Below are 24,470 nucleotides of genomic sequence, written 5' to 3' on the forward strand. Positions count from 1 at the left end.
AACGTTCACTCAAATATATACTTGAGCGATCGTTCAATAAACCCTAAATACGACTCATCGCGCCAGAAACAGGAGTTCCGACATGGCCAATTTTCCGTCGCACGACCTCGAATCCGCCCCAGAAGGGTCCAAACCTCTTCTCGAAAAATCGCAGGCCGCGTTTGGTCGCTTGCCCGGTTTGCACAAGGTGATGGCCGAAAGCCCGCAACACCTGGAAGGTTATCAGGTTCTGCATGGCCTGTTCCTGCAAACCGATTTCGACAATGATGAGAAAACCGTTGTTTGGCAGACCATCAACGTGGAAAATGAATGTCACTACTGCGTGCCAGCGCACACCGGCATCGCCAAGATGATGAAAGTCTCGGATGCAATCACCGAGGCACTGCGCAACGAAACTCCGCTGCCTACAGCCAAGCTCGAGGCGCTGCGCACCTTCACTCTGCAAGTGATGGAAACACGCGGCAACCCGACCGAGGAGCAGTTGCAGGCGTTCTTTGACGCAGGCTATTCACACCGTGCGGTTCTGGATGTGGTGCTGGGCTTGGCGCAGAAAACCATGTCGAACTACGTCAATCACATGGCCAAGACACCGGTCGACGAGGTTATGCGCGGTTTCCTGTGGGAACGTAAAGTCAGCGAACCGGCCTAAGCAGTCACGACCGAGCCCTCATCGCTTTCGGTTACAACCACCGTCTGGGCCCGGTCCCCCAATTCAGCAAACAACTCAGGCCCGGTGCCCGTCATCCAGGCCTGAGCCCCCAGAGCGCAAATTTCGTCATAAAGCGCCGCGCGCCGATCTGCGTCCAGATGGGCGGCCACTTCGTCCAACAGAACAATCGGAGGTGCCCCAACCATCTCTGCCAGCGCCCGCGCGTTCGACAAAATCAAAGACACAAGCAACGCCTTCTGCTCGCCGGTCGAACAATCCTTGGCCGGAACGCCCTTTGCAGCGAACACCCCATACAGGTCTGACCGATGCGGCCCTACCAAAGTCCGGCCCGCCGCCAGATCCCGGAAGCGACTCTCGTTCAAGGCGTCACGCAGATCCTCTGCTGTCTCAGGCATCGCACCTTCTGTCTGGACCAATTCCAACTCAGCTGACGGAAAAGCCGTCTCCGCCCGATCCTGCGCGGCGCGCAAATAATCCAGCGCCGCAACGCGAGCGGCATGTATGCGATGCCCGGACTCCGCCATCTGACCCTCCAGGGCCGCATACCAATGGGCATCCCGCACCTGCTCTTTCAGCAAACGGTTCCGCTCGCGCATAGCTTTTTCATAAGTCAAAGATGCTTCCGCATGGGCTGGGTCAAAACTCAGCGCGATACGGTCCAGAAATCGCCGTCGCCCTTCAGCTCCTTCAATCCAAAGCCGGTCCATCGAAGGGATCAGCCAAACAACCCGCGCCAGTTTCCCCAGCTCGATTTGACTCGAGGTCTTTTCGTCAATCCGAACCTGCCGCGCCGCGCCACCCTCGGACCAGGTTTCCACCTCGTAACGCTGCCCCTGCGCATCCAATATCCCCGACAGCTTCCACCCCAACGCCTCGGGCCGTCGTGTCATCTCAGCCGCGCTTGCCCGACGCATACCACGACCGGGCGAAAACAAAGAAACCGCTTCCAGAATATTAGTCTTGCCCGCTCCATTGGGCCCGTGAATCGCAACCGGCCTCCCGTCCAGCGACAGGCGCGCTAGCTTATGAGACCGAAAATGCGAGACCGTAAGCTCGGTCAGGGCCAATCCCATGACCCCTCCCTTCATCTTTTCAAAAATACTCCCGCCGGAGGCGTCGCGCGTCAGCGCGATCAGACGCGCATCGGCATCACAACATAAACCGCGCTTTGATCATTGCCTTCACGCATCAGGGTCGGATCACCTGCCGAGTTGAACAGGAACACAGCATTCTCACGATCGACCTGAGACGCAATCTCCAGCAGATACTTGGCGTTGAACCCGATCTCCAATCGTTCATCCCCATAGGCGACGGCCAGTTCTTCTTCAGCCGCACCACTATCCGGAGCATTGACCGAAAGGACCAACTTGTCGCCATCCAATTGCAGCTTTACCGCACGCGACCGTTCGGACGACACTGTCGCGACCCGGTCTACGGCCTGCGCAAACTCGGCAGCATCGACCTCAAGCTTGCGGGTGTTCCCTTGCGGGATGACGCGTGTGTAATCGGGGAAGGTGCCGTCGATGACCTTCGAGGTCAGGGTGATATCCGGCGTGGCAAAACGTACTTTGGTTTCGCTGACCGAAACGGCGATATCCATTTCATCATCGTCCAGCAGCTTGCGCAGCTCGCCTACTGTTTTGCGTGGCACGATCACACCAGGCATATCTGCGGCCCCGTCAGGCAGATCCGCATCAATACGCGCCAGACGGTGACCATCGGTGGCAACGCAACGCAGCACTTTACCGCCATCCGAGCTGTCAGCGACATGCATGTAGACACCGTTCAGATAGTACCGCGTCTCTTCGGTTGAAATCGCAAATTTCGATTTGTCGAACAGCCGGCGCAGCAGCGCGGCTGACGCGGTGAAATTCGACTGATATTCCGAGGACGCCATAACCGGAAAATCCTCTTTTGGCAGCGTTGCCAACGAGAAATTTGACCGGCCCGCCTCGACGGTCAACCGGCCTGCGGCACTGTCTGCGGTCAGCGTTACCAGCGCCCCATCCGGCAGCTTGCGTACGATTTCATGCAAAGTGGTCGCCGCAACCGTGGTCGCCCCGGCTTTCTCGACCTGCGCAGGCGCTTTGTCGACCACTTCGATGTCCAGATCAGTGGCGCGGAATTGGGCCACGTCGCCCTCGGCCTCAATCAAAACATTCGCAAGTATGGGTATGGTGTTGCGCCGTTCCACAACGGATTGGGCCTGCGAAACGGCCTTGAGAAGGGTGCCGCGTTCAATGCTGATCTTCATACCCTCAGTTCCTCTGACTTGCGTACCGACATGGGCGGGACTGGCACGTTAGCGGTTCCACCCTGAGGCACAAGGATTTTTTACGGATTTCTGGGTTGGAAAGCCCTTAGCGTCAAGGGCATCGTGCCCAACTAGCCTCAGTTCTGGTCCAACCGTGGATTAATGCGCACAAGAAAACGCCCCGGACGCAAAGCACCGGGGCGTTATCTTCATGAAATGCTCAGATCAGGCTTCCAGCGATCGCCGCAGCATTTCCACATCTTCAGCGATCTGACCGTCGGTCAGCTTTAGCTCTTCGATACGCTTCACGCCATGCATGACCGTTGTATGATCGCGCCCTCCAAAACGGCGGCCAATCTCGGGCAGCGAACGGCTGGTGAGCTGCTTGCACAGATACATCGCAACCTGACGCGGACGCGCGTATGACCGCAGGCGTTTGGGCCCGATTATGTCAGACAGACGAATATTGTAATACTCGGACACTTTCCGCTGGATCTCTTCAACGCTTATTTTGCGTTCCGACGCGCGCAGCACATCAGCCAGACAATCCTGGGTCAGCTCCATATCGATTTCGCGGCCCACCAGCGATGCGAAGGCGAACAGACGGGTCAGAGCGCCTTCCAGAACGCGGACATTGGTCGAGATGCGGTGGGCCAGAAATTCCAAAACACCGTCAGCAATCTCCAGATCAGGATAGGTGCTGCTGTACTGCTGCACCTTGTTCTGCAGAATGCCCAGGCGCAGCTCGTAATCGGTCGGATGCAGGTCGACGACCAGACCGCATTGCAGGCGCGATTTCACACGGTCTTCCAGATCCTTGATCTCACCCGGGGCACGGTCGGCGGAAATGATGATCTGCTTGTTCTGATCCACCAGCGCATTAAAGGTGTGGAAGAATTCCTCCTGGGTTGAATCCTTGCCGGCGATGAATTGCACGTCATCCACCATCAGCACGTCAACCGACCGGAACAGGTGTTTGAAATCCATCATCCGGCGTTCGCGTAGGGCCTGAACAAAACGGTACATGAATTGTTCGGCGGACAGGTAGAGCACGTTCAGCTCAGGATGCTTGGTTTTCAATTCCCACGCGATGGCGTGCATCAGGTGGGTTTTGCCCAAGCCCACACCGCCATACAGCACCAGCGGGTTGAATGTGACCGGACCACCTTCGGACACACGGCGCGCAGCGGCATGTGCCAGTTCGTTGGGTTTGCCGACAACAAAACTGTCAAACGTAAAACGGGTGTCCAACGGCGCAGCCTGCAAAGACTCGAGCGCATCCTGCGCAACCTCTGTCACAGGCGCGGCAACAGGATCTGCACGCACCTCAGGAGCAGCTTGTACAGCAAGTTTCGGACGCGCGGGCGAGTTCGCGGGAACCCGAAAATCCAGCCGCTGCACAGTTTCCCCCGCCGTGTTCAATTCATACAATATGAGGTCTGCAAAGTTCTGGCTGACGTAGTTGCCCATAAAATTGGTCGGCACGGAAAAAACCGCCACACCGTTTTGCAGCTCTTTAAATTCCAAAGGCTCAATCCAGGTGGTGTAGTTATTCCGACCGACGGCCTTCAGCAATTTGTTACGCAGTAGTCCCCATTTCTCTTGTGTCATTCAGCGCCTCACGCATCCCATTCTTATTGGCCTGTCGGCCTTATTCATACGAATCCGGTTGCCCGGTTGTGCATTCACGCACGCAAAGGTATCCCTGCGCCAAAACCTGCCCGGTTTGGCGGGATGTCTTTCGAATGCACACATGTCCCGCAGAACACCCGAAAATAGGTGAGCGTCCGGAAAACCGGGTTGCATGTAGCACTCTCAATTTTTTAGACAGGGCCGAGAAGACCGGGTTGCACCCGGGTTTCACGACAGATCGGCAGCCTGGCATCAGCCAGTCGTCGCCCATTTCCTCAAATCGATCTGATGCCCGTCAGTTCGACCAAAGAAACAGCCTGTCCCCCCAAGCGAGTGAATCGCTGATAACAGTGGTAACAACTCCAAGCGGGGCGCGGCAACGAAACTCTGATGTTGACTCGGTTCTTTGGCCGAAAGAATCTCTCAGTTTTGTGAAGGCGCGGTTTTCCGGCAACACGAAAAAAGGCGCCGCTCGAAGCGACGCCTTAAATTTAGATCAGCCTTGTTGACATGACCATTGGTCAATTTGCAGCCTTAGCCCAGCGCTTTGACGCGGGCCGACAGACGCGACATTTTGCGAGCTGCTGTGTTCTTGTGGAAAACACCTTTGGTGACGCCGCGCATCAGCTCGGGCTGAGCAGCGCGCAGAGCGGCAGTTGCTGCGTCCTTGTCACCAGAAGCAATCGCTTCTTCGACTTTACGCAGATAGGTGCGGATGCGCGAACGACGCGCTTTGTTTACTGCGAAACGCTTTTCGTTCTGACGTGCGCGTTTCTTTGCCTGGGGCGAATTTGCCATGTGTCTCTGACCTTCGTTCGGTACGGTTATCTTGGTTTGCGCGCCACGGACGTATCCGCACCGGATCAGAAATCACGAGTGTGAGTCGGGCCAAGCGGGCCGCACGCGCATGTATGGCGGCGGTATGTATCCAAGTTTTTCAGGTTTGCCAAGCCGATTCTCAGACCCACCAAAATGAAAACAAAAAGGCGGACACATGGCCCGCCTTCGAACTTGATCTGGAAGGTTTTACTTGTCGCGAAATTGCGCCGCGCGCTTTTCGAGGAATGCAGCCATGCCCTCTTTCTGGTCTTCGGTTGCAAACATAGAGTGGAAGACACGACGCTCAAACAAAAGCCCTTCGCTCAACGGCAGTTCATAGCTGCGGTTCACAGCCTCCTTGACGGCCCCAGCTGTCAGCAAGGATTTTTCCGCAATCTTCTGCGCTGCACTCATGGCTTCTTCGATCAGTTTTTTGGCTGGAACGACACGGCTAACAAGACCGGCACGCTCTGCCTCTTCTGCATCCATGAACCGACCGGTGAGGTTCATATCCATCGCCTTGGACTTGCCAACAAAGCGCGTCAGGCGCTGTGTTCCGCCAATACCTGCGACTACGCCCAGATTGATCTCGGGCTGCCCAAACTTGGCTGTATCTGCAGCAATAATGAAGTCACACATCATGGCCACTTCACAGCCACCGCCCAGAGCATACCCCGCCACGGCCGCTATGATCGGTTTGCGAATGGCCGAGACACGGTCGTTTACCGAAGCAAACAGATCTGCGCTCAAGACATCGACAAAGCTCATCTCGGACATTTCCTTGATGTCCGCGCCTGCGGCAAATGCTTTGTCGGAGCCGGTGATCACGATGCACCGAACCTTGTCATTACGATCTGCTTCTTCCAGCGCATCGCAAAGCTCTCTCACCAATTGGGAGTTCAATGCGTTCATTGCATCCGGTCTGTCGAGTTTGATGAGGGCGACGTGGTCTTCGATTTCGACGATGATCGTCTCAAAAGCCATGAGTTGAAAGCTTCCGGTTGTTCCGTTCAGGTATGATTCCTTATCACGCGAATTCTCTGGATCAAGCTATCTTTGGCATTGCGCACAGTAGAAGGATGAGCGTCCCGATTGAGTGATTCTCATAATTTTGGCACTACAGCCCTCGGTCCGACAAGGCTCACCCTCGCGTCCATAGACATCAAAGCTGTGTTGAAAATATCCAAGCTCTCCATCGGCTTGGCGGAAATCTCGCAAGGAAGAACCGCCCGCTTCTATGGCGTCCTGCAACACTTTCCGGATGATCGGAACCAATGCGGCAACACGTGATGCAGAAATCTGCCCTGCTTTGCGACGTGGCGACACCTTGCCGCGATAAAGCGCCTCGCAGACATAGATATTGCCCAATCCGGCAACGATTCCCTGATCCAGCAGAGCAGATTTGACCGGAGTGTTCTTCCCTTTGAAGGCCTCGATCAGATGGTGTTCGTGGAAGTCATTGCCCAGGGGCTCTGGCCCCAGAACCGACAGCAGCTTGTGGTCATCTGCCTTGGCCGTCGGCAACAGATCCATCGCTCCGAACCGGCGCGGATCATTGAAAGTGATGCGCGCGCCGTTGGCCATGTGGAACACGACATGATCGTGTTTCTCCGGCATCGGATGCTTATGCACGAACTGACCCAGCGGATCACCCGAAACCGTCATCCGCCCGGACATACCCAGATGGATTAGCAATGTCTCACCGCTGCTGAGATCTGCCAGAATGTACTTCGACCGCCGCCGCAACCGCTCAACCCGCTGCCCGGTCAACCGTTCTGCCATTCGATCTGGGAAGGGCCAGCGCAGATCGGGGCGGTTCACATCGGCCCGTTCTATCACCACCCCTTCCATAGCAGGACTCAGGCCGCGTCTTACTGTCTCGACCTCGGGCAATTCGGGCATTACACGGCTCCTAATCCAAAGGGCCGCATTGTGCCCGCCTCTTATGGCCCTATAACAGAGGCGAAATTCGACAAACGGCAAGGCAAATGTCCGACAAAAGCGACAAGACCACTCATTTCGGGTTCGAAACCGTACGCGAGGCTGACAAGGCCGGACGCGTGCAGGGCGTGTTCAACTCGGTCGCCTCGAAATATGACGTGATGAACGATGTCATGTCGATGGGCATCCACCGCGTGTGGAAGGATGCGATGATGGACTGGCTGGCGCCACGCCCCGGCCAACGTCTTCTGGACGTCGCAGGCGGTACGGGCGACATTTCTTTCCGCTTCCTCAAGCGCGCAGGCCATGGTCACGCCACCGTTCTGGATCTGACCGAACCGATGCTGGTCGAAGGCCGCCAACGCGCCGAGGCCGACCAGATGGCGGATAGCCTGAACTGGGTGGTCGGCGACGCCATGGCCCTGCCGTTCGAAGACAACACCTTTGACGTCTATACAATCTCGTTCGGCATCCGGAACGTGACCCGCCCGCAAGAAGCGCTGAACGAAGCGTACCGCGTGCTGAAACCCGGTGGCCGTCTGATGGTGCTGGAATTCAGCCAGTTGCCCAATGACGGGCTGCAGAAACTCTATGATCTCTACAGCTTCAACGTCATCCCGCGCATGGGCAAGCTGATCGCCAACGACTTCGACAGCTATCAATATCTAGTGGAATCGATCCGCAAGTTCCCTGATCAAGAGACGTTTCTGGGCATGATCCGCACCGCCGGGTTCGAAAACGCCAAGTATCGAAACCTGAGCATGGGCATCGCCGCGCTGCATTCCGGCTGGAAGATCTGATGCGCGGTCCTCACAACATCATCCGCCTGATCCGCACAGGCGCCACTTTGGAGCGCACCGGTGCCATGAATGTGGTGCTGGATGCTTTTGAGGCCCCCCGGTCGCTGCGGTTTGTTGCCCATGCGCTGGGCAAGCCGTTCCAATGGCTGGGTTACAAGGGTGATCCCGATATGCCGCCCGCCACACGTGCTCTGACGGCGCTTGGCCCGGCTTACATCAAGTTTGGTCAGGTACTATCTACTCGCCCCGATGTTGTCGGCAACGAACTGGCCGAGCAGCTGCGCGTGCTTCAGGACAAACTGCCCCCCTTTTCCAAATCCGAAGCCATGGCCGAGGTGGAAAAGGAACTGGGCCAGCCTGTTGCCGAGATCTTTAGCGATTTCAGCGAACCCATTGCCGCCGCATCTATCGCGCAGGTCCATAAAGCCAAACTGGTCAGCACTGGAGAGGATGTAGCCGTCAAAGTCCTGCGCCCCAATATCGAACGCGCGTTCCGCAAGGATGTAGACGCTTTCTATTTCGCGGCCCGTATCGTGCAGCTTTTCGCCCCCGGCGCGCGCCGATTGCGCCCAATGGAGGTGATCGAACATTTCGATGGCGTTGTCCGTGGCGAACTCGATCTGCGGCTGGAAAGTTCTGCCGCATCGGAATACGCCGCCAACACTAAGGACGACGCCGGGTTCTGGTTGCCGCCCGTGGTTTGGTCGCTGTCTGCGCGTCGCGTGATGACACTCAGCTGGGCCGACGGTATCCCGCTGGGCGATAACGCAGCCCTTGACGCAGCAGGCCACAACCGCCGCGACCTGGCCGAACGTGTGCTACGCCTGTTCCTGCTGCACGCCCTGCGCGACGGGTATTTCCACGCCGACATGCACCAGGGCAACCTGAAGGTCGCCGCCAATGGTGATATCATCGCTTATGACTATGGCATCATGGGCCATATCGACGAATACACCCGCCGGGTCTATGCCGAGATCCTCTTTGGCTTTATCCGCCGCGACTACAAGCGCGTGGCCGAGGTGCATTTCGAAGCAGGATATGTCCCCGCAAACCAGGACGTAGATGAATTCGCCCGCGCCCTGCGTGCAGTTGGCGAACCCATCTTCGGCATGGATGCTTCACATATCTCGATGGGCCGTCTGCTGAACTACCTCTTCGAGGTGACCGAACGGTTCGGCATGGAAACAAGAACCGAGCTGATCCTGCTGCAACGCACCATGGTGGTGGTTGAAGGCGTGGCGCGCTCGCTCGACGACCACATGAACATCTGGGAGGTCGCCCGCCCCGTGGTCGAAGACTACATCAAGCGATCTATTGGCCCTCGCGCCGCTCTACGGGATTTTGGGAAAACCGCGATGGTTCTTGCCCGTTTCGGCCCGCGCCTGCCAGCGCTGGTCGAAAACGCATTGATCGCCCAGACACAAAAAGACGACCAAAAGAACAATGGCCTCAGCGCGTATGTCCTGCCTGCCCTTCTCGGTGCCGGGTTTGGCGTAGCCGCAACGCTTATTGCCATAGCACTCAGCTAAGACAAACCGCCCGCTTCATCTGGCTAAAAATACCTTCGGGGGGAATTGCGCATGGCGCAATGGGGGGCAGACAGCCCCCCTGCTCCATTCTGGCTCAGAGCCGCTCGATGGCAAGGGCAATCCCCTGACCACCGCCGATACACATGGTGATCAAAGCTTTTGTCCCACCCGTACGCTCCAACTCGTACAGCGCCTTGAGGGTGATGATCGCGCCGGTCGCGCCAACCGGATGGCCCAGCGCAATGGCACCCCCGTTGGGGTTTACCTTGGCCGCGTCCAGACCAAGCTCCTGATTGACGGCCAATGCCTGTGCGGCGAAAGCTTCGTTGCTTTCGATCACATCGAAATCACCCGCCGACAAACCGGTCTTCTTGAACAGGTTTTGAACAGCCGGGACCGGGCCAATACCCATGACTTCGGGCCGCACACCCGCATGGGCATAACCAATGACGCGTGCTTTCGGTTTCAGACCCGCTTTTTCTGCCGCGTCCGCCGTTGCCAGAACCATCGCCGCCGCGCCGTCATTGATGCCCGAGGCATTCCCGGCCGTGACGCGCCCGTCTTTCTTGAACACTGGCCTCAAACCTGCCAGCGCCTCGGCTGTAGTCGCTTTTGGGTGTTCATCGACCTTGAAGTCGACCATCTCGCGCTTGACCTTAACCTGCACCGGCGCAATCTGGCTTTCGAAAAAACCGCCCTCAATCGCCGCTGCCGCGCGGGTCTGGCTGGTCATTGCAAACTCATCCATCTGCTCACGGCTGATCTGATGTTCGTCTGCCACGTTTTCCGCGGTGACACCCATATGCCCTGTGCCAAACGGGCAATTCAGTGCGCCCAGCATCATGTCCAGCGAGGTAACATCGCCCATCTTCGCGCCCCAACGCGCCTGCGGCACGATGTAAGGGCTGCGCGACATGCTCTCGGCACCGCCCGCCACAGCAAATTCCGCATCTCCCAGCATTAGGGACTGCACGGCGGATACAATGGCCTGAGCCCCCGAGCCGCACAGACGGTTCACATTCATGGCCGGCGTACCGTTGGGGATACCCGCCTGCATCGCAGCCACGCGCGACAAATACATGTCGCGTGGTTCGGTGTTGATGACATGACCAAAGACAACGCTGCCGATCTGCGCGCCTTCAACACCCGAACGTTCAAGGGCTGCTTCGGTGGCAACAGTGGCCAGATCAATCGGAGCGGTCGAAGCCAAAGCGCCACCAAATGTGCCGATGGCGGTACGCGCACCATCCAGAATCACTACGTCAGTCATGTTTTCTCCTCCAAAACCCGCGCGCATTATGCACTTGCAGCATGATCTTCAAATTAGACTCACTGTCACGCCCGGAATTGACATTACGTTGCGCAACACGCATGGATTCCGTCATGACGGAAAACACAGACGATATCCTGAACCTCCTGCCTGCACGCCTGAAAGAGGCACGCCGGGCAAAAGGACTGTCGCTTGAGGCGGTTGCCAACCTCAGCGGCGTTTCCCGGTCCATGGTCAGCCAGATCGAGCGCGGCGAAAGCAGCCCGACGATCTCGACCCTGTGGAATCTGACCCGCGCCTTGCAGGTGGATTTTGCCGGTCTTTTGGAAGGTGCAAAAGCCAGTGACCAGATCGAGGTTCTGCGAAGCTCTGAGGTCCCCAGTATCGATAATATGGGGCAGAACTGCCGGATTCGCATCCTATCCCCACCAGAAGAAGCCGGAGGTCACGAGGTTTACGATATTGAGTTCGACAAAGATGGGGCTTTGAACAGCCAGCCCCATGCCCGCGGTGCGCGTGAACAGCTGACAGTTCTGGAAGGTTCGGTCCGGGTCACATCGGGCAGCGCCATCTCGGATCTCAGCCAAGGGGACACCGCCCGCTATGCCGCTGATATTGTGCATTCCATTTCCGCCAAAGGGCCCGCACGGGTCTTTTTGATCGTAAAGAACGCATGATACCGGCAATTTTCCGCCTTCACGGATTTTTTTCCTTCATATTGTAATTCCCCTATTTGGGAAATTCATCCGCTATGTTAGATGTGCGACTCAGTTGAACGGAGGTCGCCATGGCAGATGCATTCTTGTCCCACATCACGGACACACTCGCGCAAATCGAATCCGAAGGTTTGTACAAGCGCGAACGAATGATCACCTCGCCTCAGAGCGGTGAGATATCCGTGGGCGGCAAGCAGGTGATCAACCTGTGTGCCAATAACTACCTGGGTCTGGCCGATCACCCCGCGCTGATCGACGCCGCAACGAACGCAATGGGCCCAAAAGGATTCGGCATGGCGTCGGTCCGGTTCATCTGCGGCACGCAAGACATTCATCGCGAACTGGAGCAGAAGCTGGCCAAGTTCCTGAACAAGGACGACGCGATCCTGTTTGCTGCCTGTTTTGATGCCAACGGCGGTTTGTTCGAACCGCTGCTCGGCCCCGAGGACGCGATTATCTCAGACAGTTTGAATCACGCCTCGATCATAGACGGAGTGCGGTTGTGCAAGGCAAAGCGCTATCGCTATTTGAACAATGACATGAACGACCTCGAAGCCTGGCTGAAACAGGCACGCGAGGACGGGGCACGGCATATCATGATCGCAACGGATGGCGTGTTCTCGATGGATGGCTATCTGGCTAACCTGCCGAAGATTCGCGAACTGGCGGACAAGTATGACGCCATTGTCATGGTTGATGATTGCCACGCCACCGGCTTCATGGGGCCGAACGGTGCGGGTACGCCGGACCACTTCGGTGTTGATGTCGACATTCTAACAGGAACTTTGGGCAAGGCACTTGGGGGGGCAATCGGCGGTTACATCGCCGGGCCGCAGCCAGTGATCGACCTGCTGCGGCAGCGGGCGCGGCCCTATCTGTTCTCAAATTCGCTGCCGCCCTCGATCGTCGCCGCAGGGCTTGAGGCGATCCGTCTTGTAGAAGAAGGCGACATGCTGCGTGCTCAGCTGTTTGGAAACGCAAAATACTGGCGTGCCGGATTGGAGAAACTGGGGTTCGACCTGCTGCCCGGCGAACACCCGATCATCCCGGTGATGTTGGGCGAAGCGACGCTGGCGCAGGACATGGCCTCAAAGCTGTTTGATGAGGGCGTCTATGTCTCGGGTTTCTTCTTCCCGGTTGTTCCACGCGGACAAGCGCGGATCAGAACCCAAATGAATGCGGCTCTGACCAAGGATGAATTGGATCGCGCGCTGACCGCCTTTGGCAAGGTTGGCAAAGAACTGGGGGTGATCTGATGCGCCCCAACACCATGAAGGCACTGGAAAAATCCAAACCCGAAGAAGGCCTGTGGATGGTGCAGGCCCCGGTGCCCGAGATCGGGCCGGAAGAGGTGCTGATCAAAATCAACAAAACCGGTATCTGCGGGACCGATATTCATATCTGGAACTGGGATGAATGGGCCTCTGCCACTGTGCCGGTTCCGATGATCACCGGCCACGAATTCGCCGGAGAGATCGTCGAGATCGGGCGCAACGTGACCGGGCTTGAGATCGGTCAACGGTGTTCCGGAGAGGGGCATCTGATCACCACCGACAGCCGCCAGAGCCGCGCGGGCAAGTTCCACCTCGACCCCGGCACTCGGGGCATTGGCGTAAACGAACAGGGTGCTTTCGCGCAGTATCTCAAGCTACCTGCTTTCAATGTGGTGCCCTTGCCGGATGACGTTCCGGATGAAATCGGAGCGATCCTCGACCCGCTCGGCAACGCGGTGCACACCGCCCTGAGTTTCGATCTGCTGGGTGAGGACGTGCTGATAACAGGCGCGGGCCCGATTGGCATCATGGCAGCCGCTGTTGCGCGCCACGCCGGCGCACGCCATGTCGTGATCACCGATATCAACCCAGACCGTCTGAAACTGGCCGAGCATGTGGTACCGACGCTGCGCACGGTTGATGTGTCCAAGGAAGACCTGCAGGACGTCATCACGGAACTTGGCATGAAAGAAGGCTTTGACGTGGGTCTCGAAATGTCTGGTTCTCAGGCTGCGCTGGACCAGATGGTTGAGGCATTGGTCATGGGCGGCAAGATCGCCTTGCTTGGAATTCCACCGGGAAAATCTCCGGTCGATTGGTCTTGTATCGTCTTCAAGGCGATCACCATCAAAGGCGTTTATGGGCGTGAAATGTTCGAGACCTGGTACAAGATGATTGCCATGTTGCAAAACGGTCTGGATGTCAGCCGCGTCATCACACACCAAATGAAAGTCGATGAATTCGCCGAGGGTTTTGCCGCGATGAAATCCGGTCGGTCGGGCAAAGTGGTTCTGGACTGGACCTGAGACTCTGGCCCTGCGCCGCGTCACCCCCTAAACAGGGTGAAACGAAAGCGTCTGGAGGGGCACATGGGCGACAAGGACAAGTTTCTGGAGCGCGGGATCGAGGAATCTCTCGTCACCGATTTCACGCAGGCCCATCGCAAGAGCTATGGCGATTTTCTGCAACTCAAGACCCTGCTGAACTTGCAAAAGACCTTTCAGAACCCTGCGCAACCCGATGAGATGCTGTTCATCATCATCCATCAGGTCAGCGAGCTGTGGTTAAAACTGATGCACCACCAACTGGTTGAGGTGCGTCATTACCTGCAACGAGACGAATTTGGCCCGGCGATGAAGAACCTCGACAGGGTTAAGGCGATCCAGCGCCAGTTGATTTCGGCTTGGGAAACGCTGCTGACCATGACGCCTGCCGATTACATGACCTTTCGACAGGCGTTGGGCAGTTCCTCTGGGTTTCAAAGCTATGGCTACCGTCAGATCGAATTCATTCTTGGAAACAAGGACGCAGCAACCCTGAAAGTACATGAGCATGATCCCGAAGTGATGGGGATGCTGAATGATGCCCTGACCAAACCGTCCCTTTATGACGAAGTTCTGTTCATGCTGGCCCGCCAAGGGTTCAATGTGCCCCAAGACCTGCTAGAGCGCGATTTTGCACAGCCCTATTCCGGCGACCCGCGTGTGGTGAAGATCTGGGTGCAGGTGTTTCAGGACACTGGTACATTTTGGGATCTGTACGCCCTGGCAGAAAAGCTGATGGATGTGGAATCCCTTTTCCAACGCTGGCGCTTTGATCACGTCACGGCGGTCGAGAGGGTGATCGGCAATCAACCCGGTACGGGCGGTTCCAGTGGTGTGTCTTTTTTACGCAAAGCCTTGGATTTGCGCTTTTTCCATGATCTCTACGATGTACGAACCGAATTGATGTATGCGGATCAGGAGTAAGCAATGCTGTATCGGGGGTTCACGCAGGCCGAGTTGGATCAGGAGTATTCCCCCTCTTCAATGATCGGCGGAGACCTCACACCCTATCTGGACAGCTACGCCGCGCTCAGCGCACAGCACCGCGCACAGATGGAAGTGATCGGGAACATCTCTTACGGTGATGCAACCGCTCAGGTCCTTGATTTCTTTCCCGCAAAAGGGGCCGGTGCGCCGCTGCATGTCTTTATTCACGGGGGCTATTGGCAAGCCCTCAGCCAACGCGATTCGGCGATGATGGCACCTGCGCTGATCGAGGCTGAACAGTCGTTTTCGACCCTGAACTACACACTCGCACCAGATGCGCGGGTCGGAGAGATGGTCGAAGAATGCCGCGATGCATTGCTCTGGCTGGCAACCAATGCGTCTGATCTGGGTTTTGACCCATCGCGGATCACGTTGTCCGGGCACAGCGCCGGGGCGCAATTGGCAAGTATGGTCATGGCCAGTTCAGCCAACGACCTTGCCCGCGCGGGATTGCGCGTGCGCGACGTGATCCTGATCAGCGGCATCTATGATCTGGAGCCGATCAGCCTGACGCCGATCAACGAGCCGCTGCAACTGACCCCGGTCGAGGTGAACGACCTGTCGCCCATCCGCCACCTGCCGCCCCCCGGCCCGCGCTATCACGTGACAGTGGCGGAAAGGGACACGCCCGAGTTCATCCGCCAGAGCCGGGACTACGCGGAACTGCTGCGCAAGGCCGGGCATTCGGTCAGTTTCGATTTGAAGAAAGGGATGCAGCATTTCGACATCATCATGCATTCGGGGACGTTTTTGCCCGAGTCTCGATAGTCAAGTGTACTGCGCGTTTGGCTGATGTGCCCCTTTCACCGATACCCAAGTTGATAAACGTGAACCGAGGTTTTATCGGAGCTAAGGATGTCGGCTCAGAGCCCAAAGCGTCAACTTGAGTCTGCCGCGTTAGGCGCTTCCTTCGATTCGATACACCTTTGATTTTTGGTTCAATCTGGTTAAGGCATTTGTTGAACGGCCAACTGAGCGCAAGGGAGTGAGATTTGTTTTCGAAATTCAAGTCATCGATACAAAAGTACAAGAAATCGATACTAATGCAGGAAAAAGCTGTGACCCAAGCTTTGGGTGCTCTGGAACGTATTGAAGCACGCCTAGACGCCTTGAAAGGCAGTAACCTGCCTTCTCCCCAACCTCTCTCGAAAGCAGTTCCTCCTGACTTTGATCCCGCCATGTATTTGGCTCTGAATAGAGACGTTGCGGCAGCAGGTCTCGATCCGATTGAGCATTTTGTTAACTCTGGTTTTAGCGAAGGTAGGTTTTATAAACCATCATACGCGCAAGATGGATTATTGACTGTCCACGATAGCAGCTTCCGAAATGAAGCAAGTTTTTCGCGAGCATACTCGAGAGGATTGGCTGCTAACGAGCAGATCGAGTTTAATTGGCACTGGCGCTTCCACGTGGGCCTATGGGCAGCGCGCTGCGCTTCTCGTCTACCTGGTGACTTTGTTGAATGCGGCGTGAATCGTGGGTTCTTGAGTTCTGGAATTATGGAAGATCTTAACTGGGACACGCTTGGGCGGACGTTTTGGTTGCTCGATACATTTTCAGGGATAGACACTGACGGAGTAAGCTCCGAGGAAAACGATCCTGGTGCCTTAGAACGAAACAAAAAGCACTTTGGTTCAGGCCTGTACTCCAGCGATCTGGAGAGTATTCGAGCAAACTTTGCCCAATGGGAGAATACGCGGATCATCGTTGGCGCGGTTCCGGGGACGTTAGACTCAATTACATCTGAACAAATCGCATTTGCGAGCATCGATATGAATACAGCCCCACCGGAAGTGGCTGCAATGGAGTTTTTGTGGCCCCGCTTGGTACCCGGCGCAATGGTAGTTCTGGATGACTATGCCTACCATGGCTATCGTAATCAAAAACTTGCGATGGACGATTTTGCTGCCCGCCACGATACTTCGATTCTTTCATTACCAACGGGTCAAGGGTTGATCGTGCGACCGCCTGCTCATTAACCAAATCGAAGAAGCTCATGAAGAAATGTTCGTAACTAGTCGAACACTTTGAAATCTATCCATCTCAATCGCTGGAAAGGTTTACGGGCTTCTCTAATATTCGATATCGGCGATACTTGCGAGTCAGAGCGATCAATTGCAGCCTCCTCAAACGACAACTTTGTCCGCACAGCAGACCTTAATGCTCGACAACACCCACAAAAAAAAGCGGCCCAGCGGGCCGCTTTCTCTAAATTCGATCTGAACCGGATCAATCCAGCGTCCGGGTGACCTCTTCGCGCTCGAAGATTTCGATCACGTCGCCTGCGCGGATATCGTCGTAGTTCTCGAACGCCATACCGCATTCCTGACCCGACTGAACTTCGGCGACTTCGTCCTTGAAGCGCTTGAGTGTCTTCAGCGTGCCTTCGTGGATCACCACGTTGTCGCGCAGCAGGCGGACGCCTGCGGAACGGCGGGCAACGCCTTCGGTGACCAAACAGCCGGCAACCTTGCCGACACCTGTGACCTTGAAGACTTCACGGATCTCGGCATAGCCGATGAACTTCTCGCGAATCTCGGCGCTCAGCAGGCCGGAAGCAGCCGCCTTCACGTCGTCCACAAGGTCATAGATCACCGAGTAATAGCGGATCTCGACACCCTTCTGGTTCGCTGTGTTCCGCGCCGATGCGTTGGCACGGACGTTAAAGCCCATAACTGGCGCGCCTGACGCTTCGGCCAGGCCAACGTCGGTTTCGGTGATCGCGCCCACGCCCGAATGCAGAACGCGCACGCGTACTTCGTCGTTGCCGATCTTTTCCATCGCCTGAACGATAGCTTCGGCAGACCCCTGCACGTCGGCTTTGACGAGGATCGGCAGCTCGGCCACGTTCTCGTCTTCTTTCGCCTTCTGCATCAGCTGCTCAAGGGTGGTTGCGGCACCAGCCGCGGCACGTTTGTCCTTGGCGGCTTGTTCGCGATAGGCGGCGATTTCGCGGGCCTGTGCTTCGGTCTCGGTCACGTTCAGTACGTCACCGGCCTCGGGCGTGCCGTTCAAGCCCAGAACCTCGACAGGAACCGAGGGGCCAGCTTCCTTGACGCGGTCGCCCTTGTCGTTGATCAGCGCACGGACCTTACCGTATTGCTCACCCACAACGAAGATGTCGCCCTGGCGCAACGTGCCGTTCTGAACCAGAACGGTGGCCACAGGACCGCGGCCAACATCCAGCTGCGCCTCGATCACAGCACCTTGGGCGGCGCGGTCGGGGTTGGCTTTCAGTTCCAGAATTTCGGCTTGCAGCGCAATGGCTTCCAGCAGCTCGTCCAGACCCTGACCGGTGATGGCGGACACTTCGACGTCCTGAACCTCACCCGACATTTTCTCGACGATCACTTCGTGTTGCAGCAGATCGGTGCGCACCTTGTCCGGGTTTGCATCCGGCTTGTCGACCTTGTTGATCGCCACGATCATCGGCACTTCTGCCGCCTTGGCGTGGTTGATCGCCTCAATCGTCTGCGGCATCACTGCATCGTCAGCCGCAACAACCAGAACCACGATATCCGTGACCTGCGCACCGCGCGAACGCATCGACGTAAACGCCGCGTGGCCCGGTGTATCCAGGAAGGTCAGCGTGGTGCCGCCCTCGGTTTTCACCTGATAGGCGCCGATATGCTGGGTGATGCCACCGGCCTCGCCCGCCACAACACGCGCATCGCGGATTGCATCCAGCAGAGAGGTTTTACCGTGGTCAACGTGACCCATGATGGTGATGACGGGCGGGCGCGGCTTCAGATCTTCATCGCTGTCTTCGACCTCTTTGATGACGTCTTCAACATCCGAATCAGAAACACGCGTGACCTTGTGGCCAAATTCTTCGATGATCAGTTCAGCCGTGTCAGCGTCGATGGTCTGGTTCTGTGTGACCATCATGCCCATCTGCATCAGCGATTTGACAACATCAGCCACACGCTCGGCCATACGGTTGGCCAGTTCCGAGACCATGATCGCCTCAGGCAGCTGTACGTCGCGGATCACCTTTTCCCGCTCAACCGTGCCGCCCATGGCTTTCTGACGCGCACGCTCTTGCTTGCGCTTCATCGCAGCCATCGAGCGTTGGCGGTTGCCTTCACCACCAGTGGCCTGACCCAGTGTCAGCTTGCCCGAACGGCGGTTATCGTCGCGACCTTTGCCGCGACCGCGCTGCTCACGTTCGCGATCCTGCTTGCGCGGGGTCGCAGCGGGTGCAGGCTTGCTGGCCGGGGCGCGTGCCGCTTTAGGCTCTTCCGGTGCGGGCGCTGCAGCGGCGCGTTTGGCGGCTTCTTCCGCCTCTTTGCGCTTGCGCTCTTCCTCTTCCGCCTTTTGGCGGGCGCGCTCTTCAGCTTCACGCTGTTCGCGTTCCTTGGCTTCCTGTTCCGCACGGCGGCGGGCACGCTCTTCTTCGCGCGCCTTTTCTGCAGCCTCGCGGGCGGCGGCCTCTTCAGCCTCGCGCGCCTTGGCGGCCTGCAATGCCTTCATCCGGCGTGCCATTTCCGCGTCGGAAATACCCGCAGGGCGACGCGACGGATCACCCGAAGGTGCAGCACTGCCACCCGGCTTTGCCGCGCCCGGCTTGGGGACCACCACGCGCTTGCGTTTGGTTTCCACCACGACATTCTTGGTGCGTCCGTGGCTGAAACTCTGTTTCACATTTCCGGGGCGTGCCCCGCCACGAAGACCCAATGTCTTTTTGCCGTCATTATCGCTCATAAAGCTTCTTACCCTTCCGCGCGGCCCCTGCCGCCGTCATCCGTTTCGCGCAAGCCACGCAGGCGCTGCGCTTCCTCTACAACACGTTTGGCGAGTCCGCCAGAGGCCATGGCAGCATGAATCACCGTTTGGCGCCCAAATGCCTGCCCTAATTCGTCCGCAGTCAGCCAACCGATGTATTTTCCGAAGTGCGGCGTGCTGAGTTTGGACTTGCCGCGCCCCGATCCATCAATGGCCTGAAGCAGCACTTGCGCCTCTTCCCGGTCCAGCCACGTCTTGACCTTTTCGTATCCGGCAACCGCGTCACCGGACTTGCGCGCCAGGCTGAGCAACTCAACCACGCGGCGCGCGATCTGTTTTTCAACTTCGTCGCTCAGATCCTTCGACACAGAAACCTGTGCCTTGAACCCGCGCGCAAACAGTTTCTTGCCAACCGCCTTGTCCAGTGCGGCGCGATCTGCCGCCACATAGACCCCGCGCCCCGGCAGTTTTGCCGCAACATCGGGATAAACCTGACCGTCCGGTCCCGTCACAAAGCGGATCAGCCCGTATTTGGGCTGAACTTCGCCCGTGGCGATGCACTTGCGTTCGGGTCCGTCAGACCGATCCTTATGGACGCCACCGCGACCCATACGCGCCACCCGAGGCCTGAGATCAGGCCTCGACCTCCTCATCTTCTGCGTCGCCGTCGACATCCTCTTCCGTCTGCTCCAGCTCGGCCGGATCAACCCAACCCAGCAGGATACGCGCGGTCATGACCATGTCCTGCGCCTCTTCCAGCGTCACACCGAAAGGTTCAAGTACACCGTCATCCTTGATGCGTTCGCCGTCGACCGTGGTCCAGCCACCGGCCAGTTCCCAGTCGGCACAGGTTGCGAAGTCTTCCAAGGTCTTCACATCATCCTTGGCCAGCGCTTCTACCATCTGGGGTGTCAGGCCCTCAAATTCAATAAGGCTGTCCTCGGCGCCCAGTGCACGGGCCGCGTCCAAAGCCGCTTTCGCCTGTGCTTCCAGGAATTCGCGGGCACGTGTCTGCAGTTCTTGCGCGGTGCCTTCGTCAACACCGTCAATGACCAACAGTTCATCGATTTCGACATAGGCGACCTCTTCGAGGTTGGTAAAGCCTTCCGAGACCAAAAGTTGTGCGAAGAATTCATCCAGATCCAGGCTGTCCATGAACAGCTTGGTGCGGGCTTCGAACTCTTTCTGGCGACGCGCCGATTCTTCTGCTTCGGTCATGATGTCGATGTCCAGACCGGTCAGCTGGCTTGCCAGACGTACGTTCTGACCGCGGCGACCGATGGCAAGGCTCAGCTGCTCTTCCGGCACGACAACCTCGATCTTGCCGGCTTCTTCGTCCAGAACCACCTTGGAGACCTCGGCGGGCTGCAGAGCGTTCACCAGGAAAGTCGGCTGATCTTCGTTCCACGGGATGATGTCGATCTTTTCGCCCTGCAGTTCGTTCACAACGGCCTGCACGCGGCTGCCGCGCATACCGACGCAAGCACCGACTGGGTCAATCGAACCATCATACGAGATCACGGCAATCTTGGCACGCGAACCGGGGTCACGAGCCACGGCCTTGACCTCGATGATGCCGTCATAGATTTCCGGCACTTCCATCTTGAACAGCTCGGCCATGAATTCCGGCGCGGTGCGCGACAGGAAGATCTGGTGGCCACGAACCTCACGACGCACTTCCTTGATATAGGCGCGCACGCGGTCATTCGGGCGATAGCTTTCGCGGCCGATCTTGTCATTGCGGCGTAGAACAGCCTCGGCACCGCCCAGATCGACGATGACATTGCCAAACTCTTCGCGTTTGACAGCACCGTTGATGATGGTGCCCGCGCGATCCTTGAATTCTTCGTACTGACGATCACGTTCCGCTTCGCGGACCTTTTGCAGGATCACCTGCTTGGCAGACTGCGCCGCGATACGGCCCATTTCAACCGGCGGCACTTCTTCGACGAAGACGTCACCAACCTCGGGCGATTCCATGTACTGGCGCGCCTGCTCGACGGTCATCTCGGCCTGATAGTTCTCAAGCTCTTCATCCTCGACAACAGTGCGCACGCGAGTGAAGGTCGCCTTACCGGTCTTGCGGTCGATGGACACGCGAATGTCCATTTCCGCGCCGTAACGGCTCTTGGCGGCACGGGCGAGCGATTCCTCCATCGCTTCAACAACCAGACCGGGGTCGATCATCTTTTCGCGGGCCACGGCCTCGGCGGTCTGCAGCAGCTCCAGCTGGTTGGCTGAGGTGATTGCCATCAGTTCGTCTCCTCTTCGGACCCTTCGGTCTCAATCTCGTCGAAAGCGTTTTCGTTCAGGGCGCCCGCGTCTTTGCGCTGGCGCAGCATTTCCTTGATCAGATCATCGGTCAGGACCAGCTTGGCGTCGCTCAGCCAGTCGAATTGCAAACCGATGGTGATCGTCTCGTCCCCCTCGGGGATGTTGATCAGAACCTCATCCCCTTCGATCCCGGCCAATTCACCCTTAAAACGGCGGCGGCCGTCGATCAGCTCGGCGGTCTCGATCTTGGCCTCATAGCCTTCAAACGTCTCAAAATCCTTGAGGCGCGTGAGAGGACGGTCGATTCCGGGACTGGAAACTTCCAGTGTATAGGCATCAAGGATCGGATCCTCGACGTCCAGCGTGGCGCTGACCGCATTGGAAATCTCGGCGCAGTCGTCCACTTCGATGCCACCGTCTGGCTTGTCAGCCATGATCTGCAGCGTGGTCTGCTTGCCGCTCATCAAGCGAATGCGCACAAGTTCATACCCCAGATCCTCAATCACGGGGGTGATGATCTCGGCCAGTCGCCGGTCAATGGCAGCTTTGGCTATCAGGTCGTTTGTCATCTGGTTCTCTACCCTTCAATCGGGCACAAAAAAACGGGCGCGCGGCCCGTCGAATTTTCCGGTGGAGCCTTGAACCAGAAGTTCAACGCGCCGCTGTTGAAACTGCATATACGCAGGATGGTCCGAGTCTGCAACCCCCGGCGGGAGTCGCAGCCGAATTTACGCCATCCACCACCGTTCTGCGATACGGCCATCGTCCAGCACCGACGACCCGGCAATCTGGCGTGGCATCCCGACAGCGCCAGCTACTGCAAGGGCGATGTCCGCCTCGGACGGGTGAAACCGAAGACCGCGCACGCCCTGCATTTCCGCCTTATCCGGCAGAGCCGCCACATCTACATAACCATCGCGCAGCGCTTCGGCCCGCACGCTGGCATCCGGGATCACGATGACCTCTATCGCATCGACCCATCCGGCCTGACCATCCTTATAGTGCCCAGCCACGCGGCGACCGAGGAAATGCCGTCCATCCTCGGCCCGTTCTACGCGGTAACAGCCAGTGCCGTTGGCGGCGTGCAATGGCGACACAGTTTGCCCCGCTCGCGTAATAACAAACCGGCTGTCCGCCAACATGAACGGCAGACCCGGACTGGCCTGAGCCAATTCCAAGTGCACGCGATTGGGGGCCATGGCTTCGGCACGACCAACTTCCGCTAGAACGGACAAAACGTCGGCAATTTCCAACGGCGCGCTGTCGTGGAAGACCGCATCATCGCGCAGATCAAAGGTCCAGATCCGTGCGTCGGCATCGGTCTGCCACCCTGTTGCAAGCTCACCCCGCAACGTTCCGTCAGGCGCGATCTCGGTCAGAGTGTCGAAAACAGCCCCGCGTGCAACTTGTTCAAGGCTGTCGTCGCGCGGAACGGCCAGTCGCAACGTGCCGCCTTTCTTCGGCGTATCCGCCAAGGACGCACCTGTCGCCGCCAGCAGCGCGGCTGCAGCACCCGAGGCAAACAAGGCACGGCGGTCAATCCGGGTCATGCCACACCCTCCGCCACGCGGTCCATGATGCGCACAAGCTCGGCACTGATGCCGGGTTCAGACAGCGCATGGCCCGCCTGTCGCACCATCTTCAACTCGGCATTGGGCCAGCGTTCAGCCAGATTCCATGCAGCCTGAGGCGGGCATATCATGTCATACCGCCCCTGAACGATATGTCCGGGAATATCGGCGATCCGGTCCATCTGATCCAGAATCTGCCCATCCCTCTCCAGAAACGCCTTGTTGATGAAATAGTGATTCTCGAGCCGCGCAAAGGTGCGGGCGTATTCACCCGGACTTTCGCCAACCGATCCGTTGGTATGGATCGAGGCCAGCGCATTTTCCCAATGCGACCAGGCGCGTGCATACAGGATCTCCGTCGCGCGATCGCCCGAGAACAAGCGCTTGTTATAAGCGGCAATTGTATCGTCCAGCTCACCCTCGGGCAGCAGGGCAGTGAATTTCTGCCAGTGCTCGGGCCAGAACCGGCCTGCCCCGCCGCCATAGAACCAATCCAGCTCGGCCTGCGTGGCCAGAAACACACCGCGCAGCACCAGACGGCTGACCCGATCCGGATGCGTCTGCGCATAGATCAACGCCAGCGTCGCCCCCCAGCTTCCGCCAAACACGATCCACTCTTCAATTTCGAACAGTTCGCGCAGCCGCTCGATATCAGCGACAAGATGCCACGTCGTGTTGTTTTCGACCGATGCGGTGGGTCTGGACCGACCACATCCACGCTGATCAAACAGAATCACCCTGTACGCACGCGGATCAAAATAGCGCCGCATAGCAGGGCTGCAGCCGCCCCCCGGGCCTCCGTGAAGGATAACAACCGGTATCCCATCGGGATTGCCGCATTGTTCCGCATAGATACGGTGCCCATCGCCCATATCGACCATGCGCTGATCGAACGGGTCGATCGGCGGGTACAGATATTGAACTGCGCGCTTTTGGTCCGGGTACTTGTCCATTATGGCCCTATA

22 protein-coding genes are annotated in these 24,470 nt (G+C 57.7%); 9 read left to right on the forward strand and 13 right to left on the reverse strand.

The genetic code is table 11. The annotated features are described in order from the left end of the window. Positions 1 to 82: 82 nt before the first annotated feature. Entirely contained in the window at positions 83 to 649 is a 567-nt protein-coding gene (locus GOV90_RS18335; RefSeq protein ID WP_171096496.1) for a carboxymuconolactone decarboxylase family protein, read from the forward strand. Here GOV90_RS18335 and recF read toward each other — a convergent pair. From recF to mutM, 6 genes are all read right to left on the reverse strand, one after another. Then, a complete protein-coding gene (recF, locus tag GOV90_RS18340; protein WP_171096647.1) occupies positions 646 to 1,743 on the reverse strand; it encodes a DNA replication/repair protein RecF in 1,098 nt (365 codons plus the stop codon). The genes GOV90_RS18335 and recF overlap by 4 nt on opposite strands. A gap of 59 nt (positions 1,744 to 1,802) precedes the next feature. Next, a complete protein-coding gene (dnaN, locus tag GOV90_RS18345; protein WP_171096498.1) occupies positions 1,803 to 2,924 on the reverse strand; it encodes a DNA polymerase III subunit beta in 1,122 nt (373 codons plus the stop codon). A 225-nt stretch (positions 2,925 to 3,149) separates the two neighbouring features. Further along, positions 3,150 to 4,535, reverse strand: coding sequence for a chromosomal replication initiator protein DnaA (gene dnaA / locus GOV90_RS18350; RefSeq protein ID WP_171096500.1), 1,386 nt, complete (start codon positions 4,533 to 4,535; stop codon positions 3,150 to 3,152). 555 nt (positions 4,536 to 5,090) lie between these two features. Next, on the reverse strand, positions 5,091 to 5,354 hold the full coding sequence (rpsT, locus tag GOV90_RS18355; RefSeq protein ID WP_039541017.1) for a 30S ribosomal protein S20: 264 nt from the start codon (positions 5,352 to 5,354) through the stop codon (positions 5,091 to 5,093). 228 nt (positions 5,355 to 5,582) lie between these two features. Then, positions 5,583 to 6,359, reverse strand: coding sequence for an enoyl-CoA hydratase (locus GOV90_RS18360; RefSeq protein WP_171096501.1), 777 nt, complete (start codon positions 6,357 to 6,359; stop codon positions 5,583 to 5,585). A 66-nt stretch (positions 6,360 to 6,425) separates the two neighbouring features. Further along, the gene (mutM, locus tag GOV90_RS18365; protein ID WP_171096503.1) at positions 6,426 to 7,277 is read right to left on the reverse strand and encodes a bifunctional DNA-formamidopyrimidine glycosylase/DNA-(apurinic or apyrimidinic site) lyase; all 852 of its coding nucleotides are present in this window, start codon (positions 7,275 to 7,277) and stop codon (positions 6,426 to 6,428) included. A gap of 86 nt (positions 7,278 to 7,363) precedes the next feature. On the opposite strand from mutM, the gene ubiE reads away from it, so the two are divergent. Both ubiE and ubiB read left to right on the forward strand, forming a co-directional pair. Further along, positions 7,364 to 8,116, forward strand: coding sequence for a bifunctional demethylmenaquinone methyltransferase/2-methoxy-6-polyprenyl-1,4-benzoquinol methylase UbiE (ubiE, locus tag GOV90_RS18370; protein ID WP_171096505.1), 753 nt, complete (start codon positions 7,364 to 7,366; stop codon positions 8,114 to 8,116). Then, positions 8,116 to 9,645 carry a 2-polyprenylphenol 6-hydroxylase gene (gene ubiB, locus GOV90_RS18375; protein ID WP_171096507.1) on the forward strand — a complete coding sequence of 510 codons (1,530 nt, stop codon included), beginning with the start codon at positions 8,116 to 8,118 and terminating at the stop codon, positions 9,643 to 9,645. Before ubiE ends, ubiB begins: the two co-directional genes overlap by 1 nt. A gap of 94 nt (positions 9,646 to 9,739) precedes the next feature. Here ubiB and GOV90_RS18380 read toward each other — a convergent pair whose 3' ends face one another. Further along, positions 9,740 to 10,915, reverse strand: a complete 1,176-nt coding sequence (locus GOV90_RS18380) for an acetyl-CoA C-acyltransferase family protein (protein WP_171096509.1) — start codon at positions 10,913 to 10,915, stop codon at positions 9,740 to 9,742. A gap of 113 nt (positions 10,916 to 11,028) precedes the next feature. Here GOV90_RS18380 and GOV90_RS18385 point away from each other — a divergent pair, with 113 nt between their 5' ends. The 6 genes from GOV90_RS18385 to GOV90_RS18410 all read left to right on the forward strand — a co-directional run bounded on the left by GOV90_RS18385 (position 11,029) and on the right by GOV90_RS18410 (position 16,914). Next, positions 11,029 to 11,592, forward strand: a complete 564-nt coding sequence (locus tag GOV90_RS18385) for a helix-turn-helix domain-containing protein (RefSeq protein WP_171096511.1) — start codon at positions 11,029 to 11,031, stop codon at positions 11,590 to 11,592. Positions 11,593 to 11,702: 110 nt separating this feature from the next. Then, positions 11,703 to 12,887: a glycine C-acetyltransferase gene (locus tag GOV90_RS18390; RefSeq protein ID WP_171096512.1), complete on the forward strand. Its 1,185-nt coding sequence runs from the start codon at positions 11,703 to 11,705 to the stop codon at positions 12,885 to 12,887. 14 nt (positions 12,888 to 12,901) lie between these two features. Then, entirely contained in the window at positions 12,902 to 13,930 is a 1,029-nt protein-coding gene (tdh, locus tag GOV90_RS18395; protein WP_171096649.1) for an L-threonine 3-dehydrogenase, read from the forward strand. Positions 13,931 to 13,993: 63 nt separating this feature from the next. Further along, positions 13,994 to 14,872 (forward strand): tryptophan 2,3-dioxygenase, encoded by an 879-nt coding sequence (locus GOV90_RS18400; protein WP_171096514.1) that lies wholly within the window; start codon positions 13,994 to 13,996, stop codon positions 14,870 to 14,872. A gap of 3 nt (positions 14,873 to 14,875) precedes the next feature. Beyond that, a complete protein-coding gene (locus GOV90_RS18405; protein ID WP_171096516.1) occupies positions 14,876 to 15,703 on the forward strand; it encodes an alpha/beta hydrolase in 828 nt (275 codons plus the stop codon). Positions 15,704 to 15,927: 224 nt separating this feature from the next. Continuing rightward, complete coding sequence (locus tag GOV90_RS18410; protein ID WP_216602370.1) at positions 15,928 to 16,914, forward strand: TylF/MycF/NovP-related O-methyltransferase; 987 nt, start codon at positions 15,928 to 15,930, stop codon at positions 16,912 to 16,914. Between the two features lie 250 nt (positions 16,915 to 17,164). Here GOV90_RS18410 and infB read toward each other — a convergent pair whose 3' ends face one another. From infB to pip, 6 genes are all read right to left on the reverse strand, one after another. Next, on the reverse strand, positions 17,165 to 19,639 hold the full coding sequence (gene infB, locus GOV90_RS18415; protein WP_171096518.1) for a translation initiation factor IF-2: 2,475 nt from the start codon (positions 19,637 to 19,639) through the stop codon (positions 17,165 to 17,167). Positions 19,640 to 19,647: 8 nt separating this feature from the next. Next, positions 19,648 to 20,271 carry an RNA-binding protein gene (locus GOV90_RS18420; RefSeq protein ID WP_171096519.1) on the reverse strand — a complete coding sequence of 208 codons (624 nt, stop codon included), beginning with the start codon at positions 20,269 to 20,271 and terminating at the stop codon, positions 19,648 to 19,650. A gap of 22 nt (positions 20,272 to 20,293) precedes the next feature. Next, positions 20,294 to 21,913, reverse strand: a complete 1,620-nt coding sequence (gene nusA / locus GOV90_RS18425; RefSeq protein WP_171096521.1) for a transcription termination factor NusA — start codon at positions 21,911 to 21,913, stop codon at positions 20,294 to 20,296. Then, the gene (gene rimP, locus GOV90_RS18430; RefSeq protein ID WP_152459779.1) at positions 21,913 to 22,503 is read right to left on the reverse strand and encodes a ribosome maturation factor RimP; all 591 of its coding nucleotides are present in this window, start codon (positions 22,501 to 22,503) and stop codon (positions 21,913 to 21,915) included. Before rimP ends, nusA begins: the two co-directional genes overlap by 1 nt. Before the next feature lie 159 nt (positions 22,504 to 22,662). Next, positions 22,663 to 23,484, reverse strand: a complete 822-nt coding sequence (locus GOV90_RS18435; protein WP_171096523.1) for an ABC transporter substrate-binding protein — start codon at positions 23,482 to 23,484, stop codon at positions 22,663 to 22,665. Then, the gene (gene pip, locus GOV90_RS18440) at positions 23,481 to 24,458 is read right to left on the reverse strand and encodes a prolyl aminopeptidase (protein ID WP_171096525.1); all 978 of its coding nucleotides are present in this window, start codon (positions 24,456 to 24,458) and stop codon (positions 23,481 to 23,483) included. Before pip ends, GOV90_RS18435 begins: the two co-directional genes overlap by 4 nt. Positions 24,459 to 24,470: the final 12 nt, after the last annotated feature.

The sequence above is a fragment of the Ruegeria sp. HKCCA5929 genome, from assembly GCF_013034525.1.
Classification (GTDB): domain Bacteria; phylum Pseudomonadota; class Alphaproteobacteria; order Rhodobacterales; family Rhodobacteraceae; genus Ruegeria.

Coding starts and splice junctions, on each gene's coding strand:
- GOV90_RS18335 (WP_171096496.1), top strand. CDS start 83: ATGGCCAATTTTCCGTCGCACGACCTCGAATCCGCCCCAGAAGGGTCC.
- recF (WP_171096647.1), bottom strand. CDS start 1,743: ATGGGATTGGCCCTGACCGAGCTTACGGTCTCGCATTTTCGGTCTCAT.
- dnaN (WP_171096498.1), bottom strand. CDS start 2,924: ATGAAGATCAGCATTGAACGCGGCACCCTTCTCAAGGCCGTTTCGCAG.
- dnaA (WP_171096500.1), bottom strand. CDS start 4,535: ATGACACAAGAGAAATGGGGACTACTGCGTAACAAATTGCTGAAGGCC.
- rpsT (WP_039541017.1), bottom strand. CDS start 5,354: ATGGCAAATTCGCCCCAGGCAAAGAAACGCGCACGTCAGAACGAAAAG.
- GOV90_RS18360 (WP_171096501.1), bottom strand. CDS start 6,359: ATGGCTTTTGAGACGATCATCGTCGAAATCGAAGACCACGTCGCCCTC.
- mutM (WP_171096503.1), bottom strand. CDS start 7,277: ATGCCCGAATTGCCCGAGGTCGAGACAGTAAGACGCGGCCTGAGTCCT.
- ubiE (WP_171096505.1), top strand. CDS start 7,364: ATGTCCGACAAAAGCGACAAGACCACTCATTTCGGGTTCGAAACCGTA.
- ubiB (WP_171096507.1), top strand. CDS start 8,116: ATGCGCGGTCCTCACAACATCATCCGCCTGATCCGCACAGGCGCCACT.
- GOV90_RS18380 (WP_171096509.1), bottom strand. CDS start 10,915: ATGACTGACGTAGTGATTCTGGATGGTGCGCGTACCGCCATCGGCACA.
- GOV90_RS18385 (WP_171096511.1), top strand. CDS start 11,029: ATGACGGAAAACACAGACGATATCCTGAACCTCCTGCCTGCACGCCTG.
- GOV90_RS18390 (WP_171096512.1), top strand. CDS start 11,703: ATGGCAGATGCATTCTTGTCCCACATCACGGACACACTCGCGCAAATC.
- tdh (WP_171096649.1), top strand. CDS start 12,902: ATGAAGGCACTGGAAAAATCCAAACCCGAAGAAGGCCTGTGGATGGTG.
- GOV90_RS18400 (WP_171096514.1), top strand. CDS start 13,994: ATGGGCGACAAGGACAAGTTTCTGGAGCGCGGGATCGAGGAATCTCTC.
- GOV90_RS18405 (WP_171096516.1), top strand. CDS start 14,876: ATGCTGTATCGGGGGTTCACGCAGGCCGAGTTGGATCAGGAGTATTCC.
- infB (WP_171096518.1), bottom strand. CDS start 19,639: ATGAGCGATAATGACGGCAAAAAGACATTGGGTCTTCGTGGCGGGGCA.
- GOV90_RS18420 (WP_171096519.1), bottom strand. CDS start 20,271: ATGGGTCGCGGTGGCGTCCATAAGGATCGGTCTGACGGACCCGAACGC.
- nusA (WP_171096521.1), bottom strand. CDS start 21,913: ATGGCAATCACCTCAGCCAACCAGCTGGAGCTGCTGCAGACCGCCGAG.
- rimP (WP_152459779.1), bottom strand. CDS start 22,503: ATGACAAACGACCTGATAGCCAAAGCTGCCATTGACCGGCGACTGGCC.
- GOV90_RS18435 (WP_171096523.1), bottom strand. CDS start 23,484: ATGACCCGGATTGACCGCCGTGCCTTGTTTGCCTCGGGTGCTGCAGCC.
- pip (WP_171096525.1), bottom strand. CDS start 24,458: ATGGACAAGTACCCGGACCAAAAGCGCGCAGTTCAATATCTGTACCCG.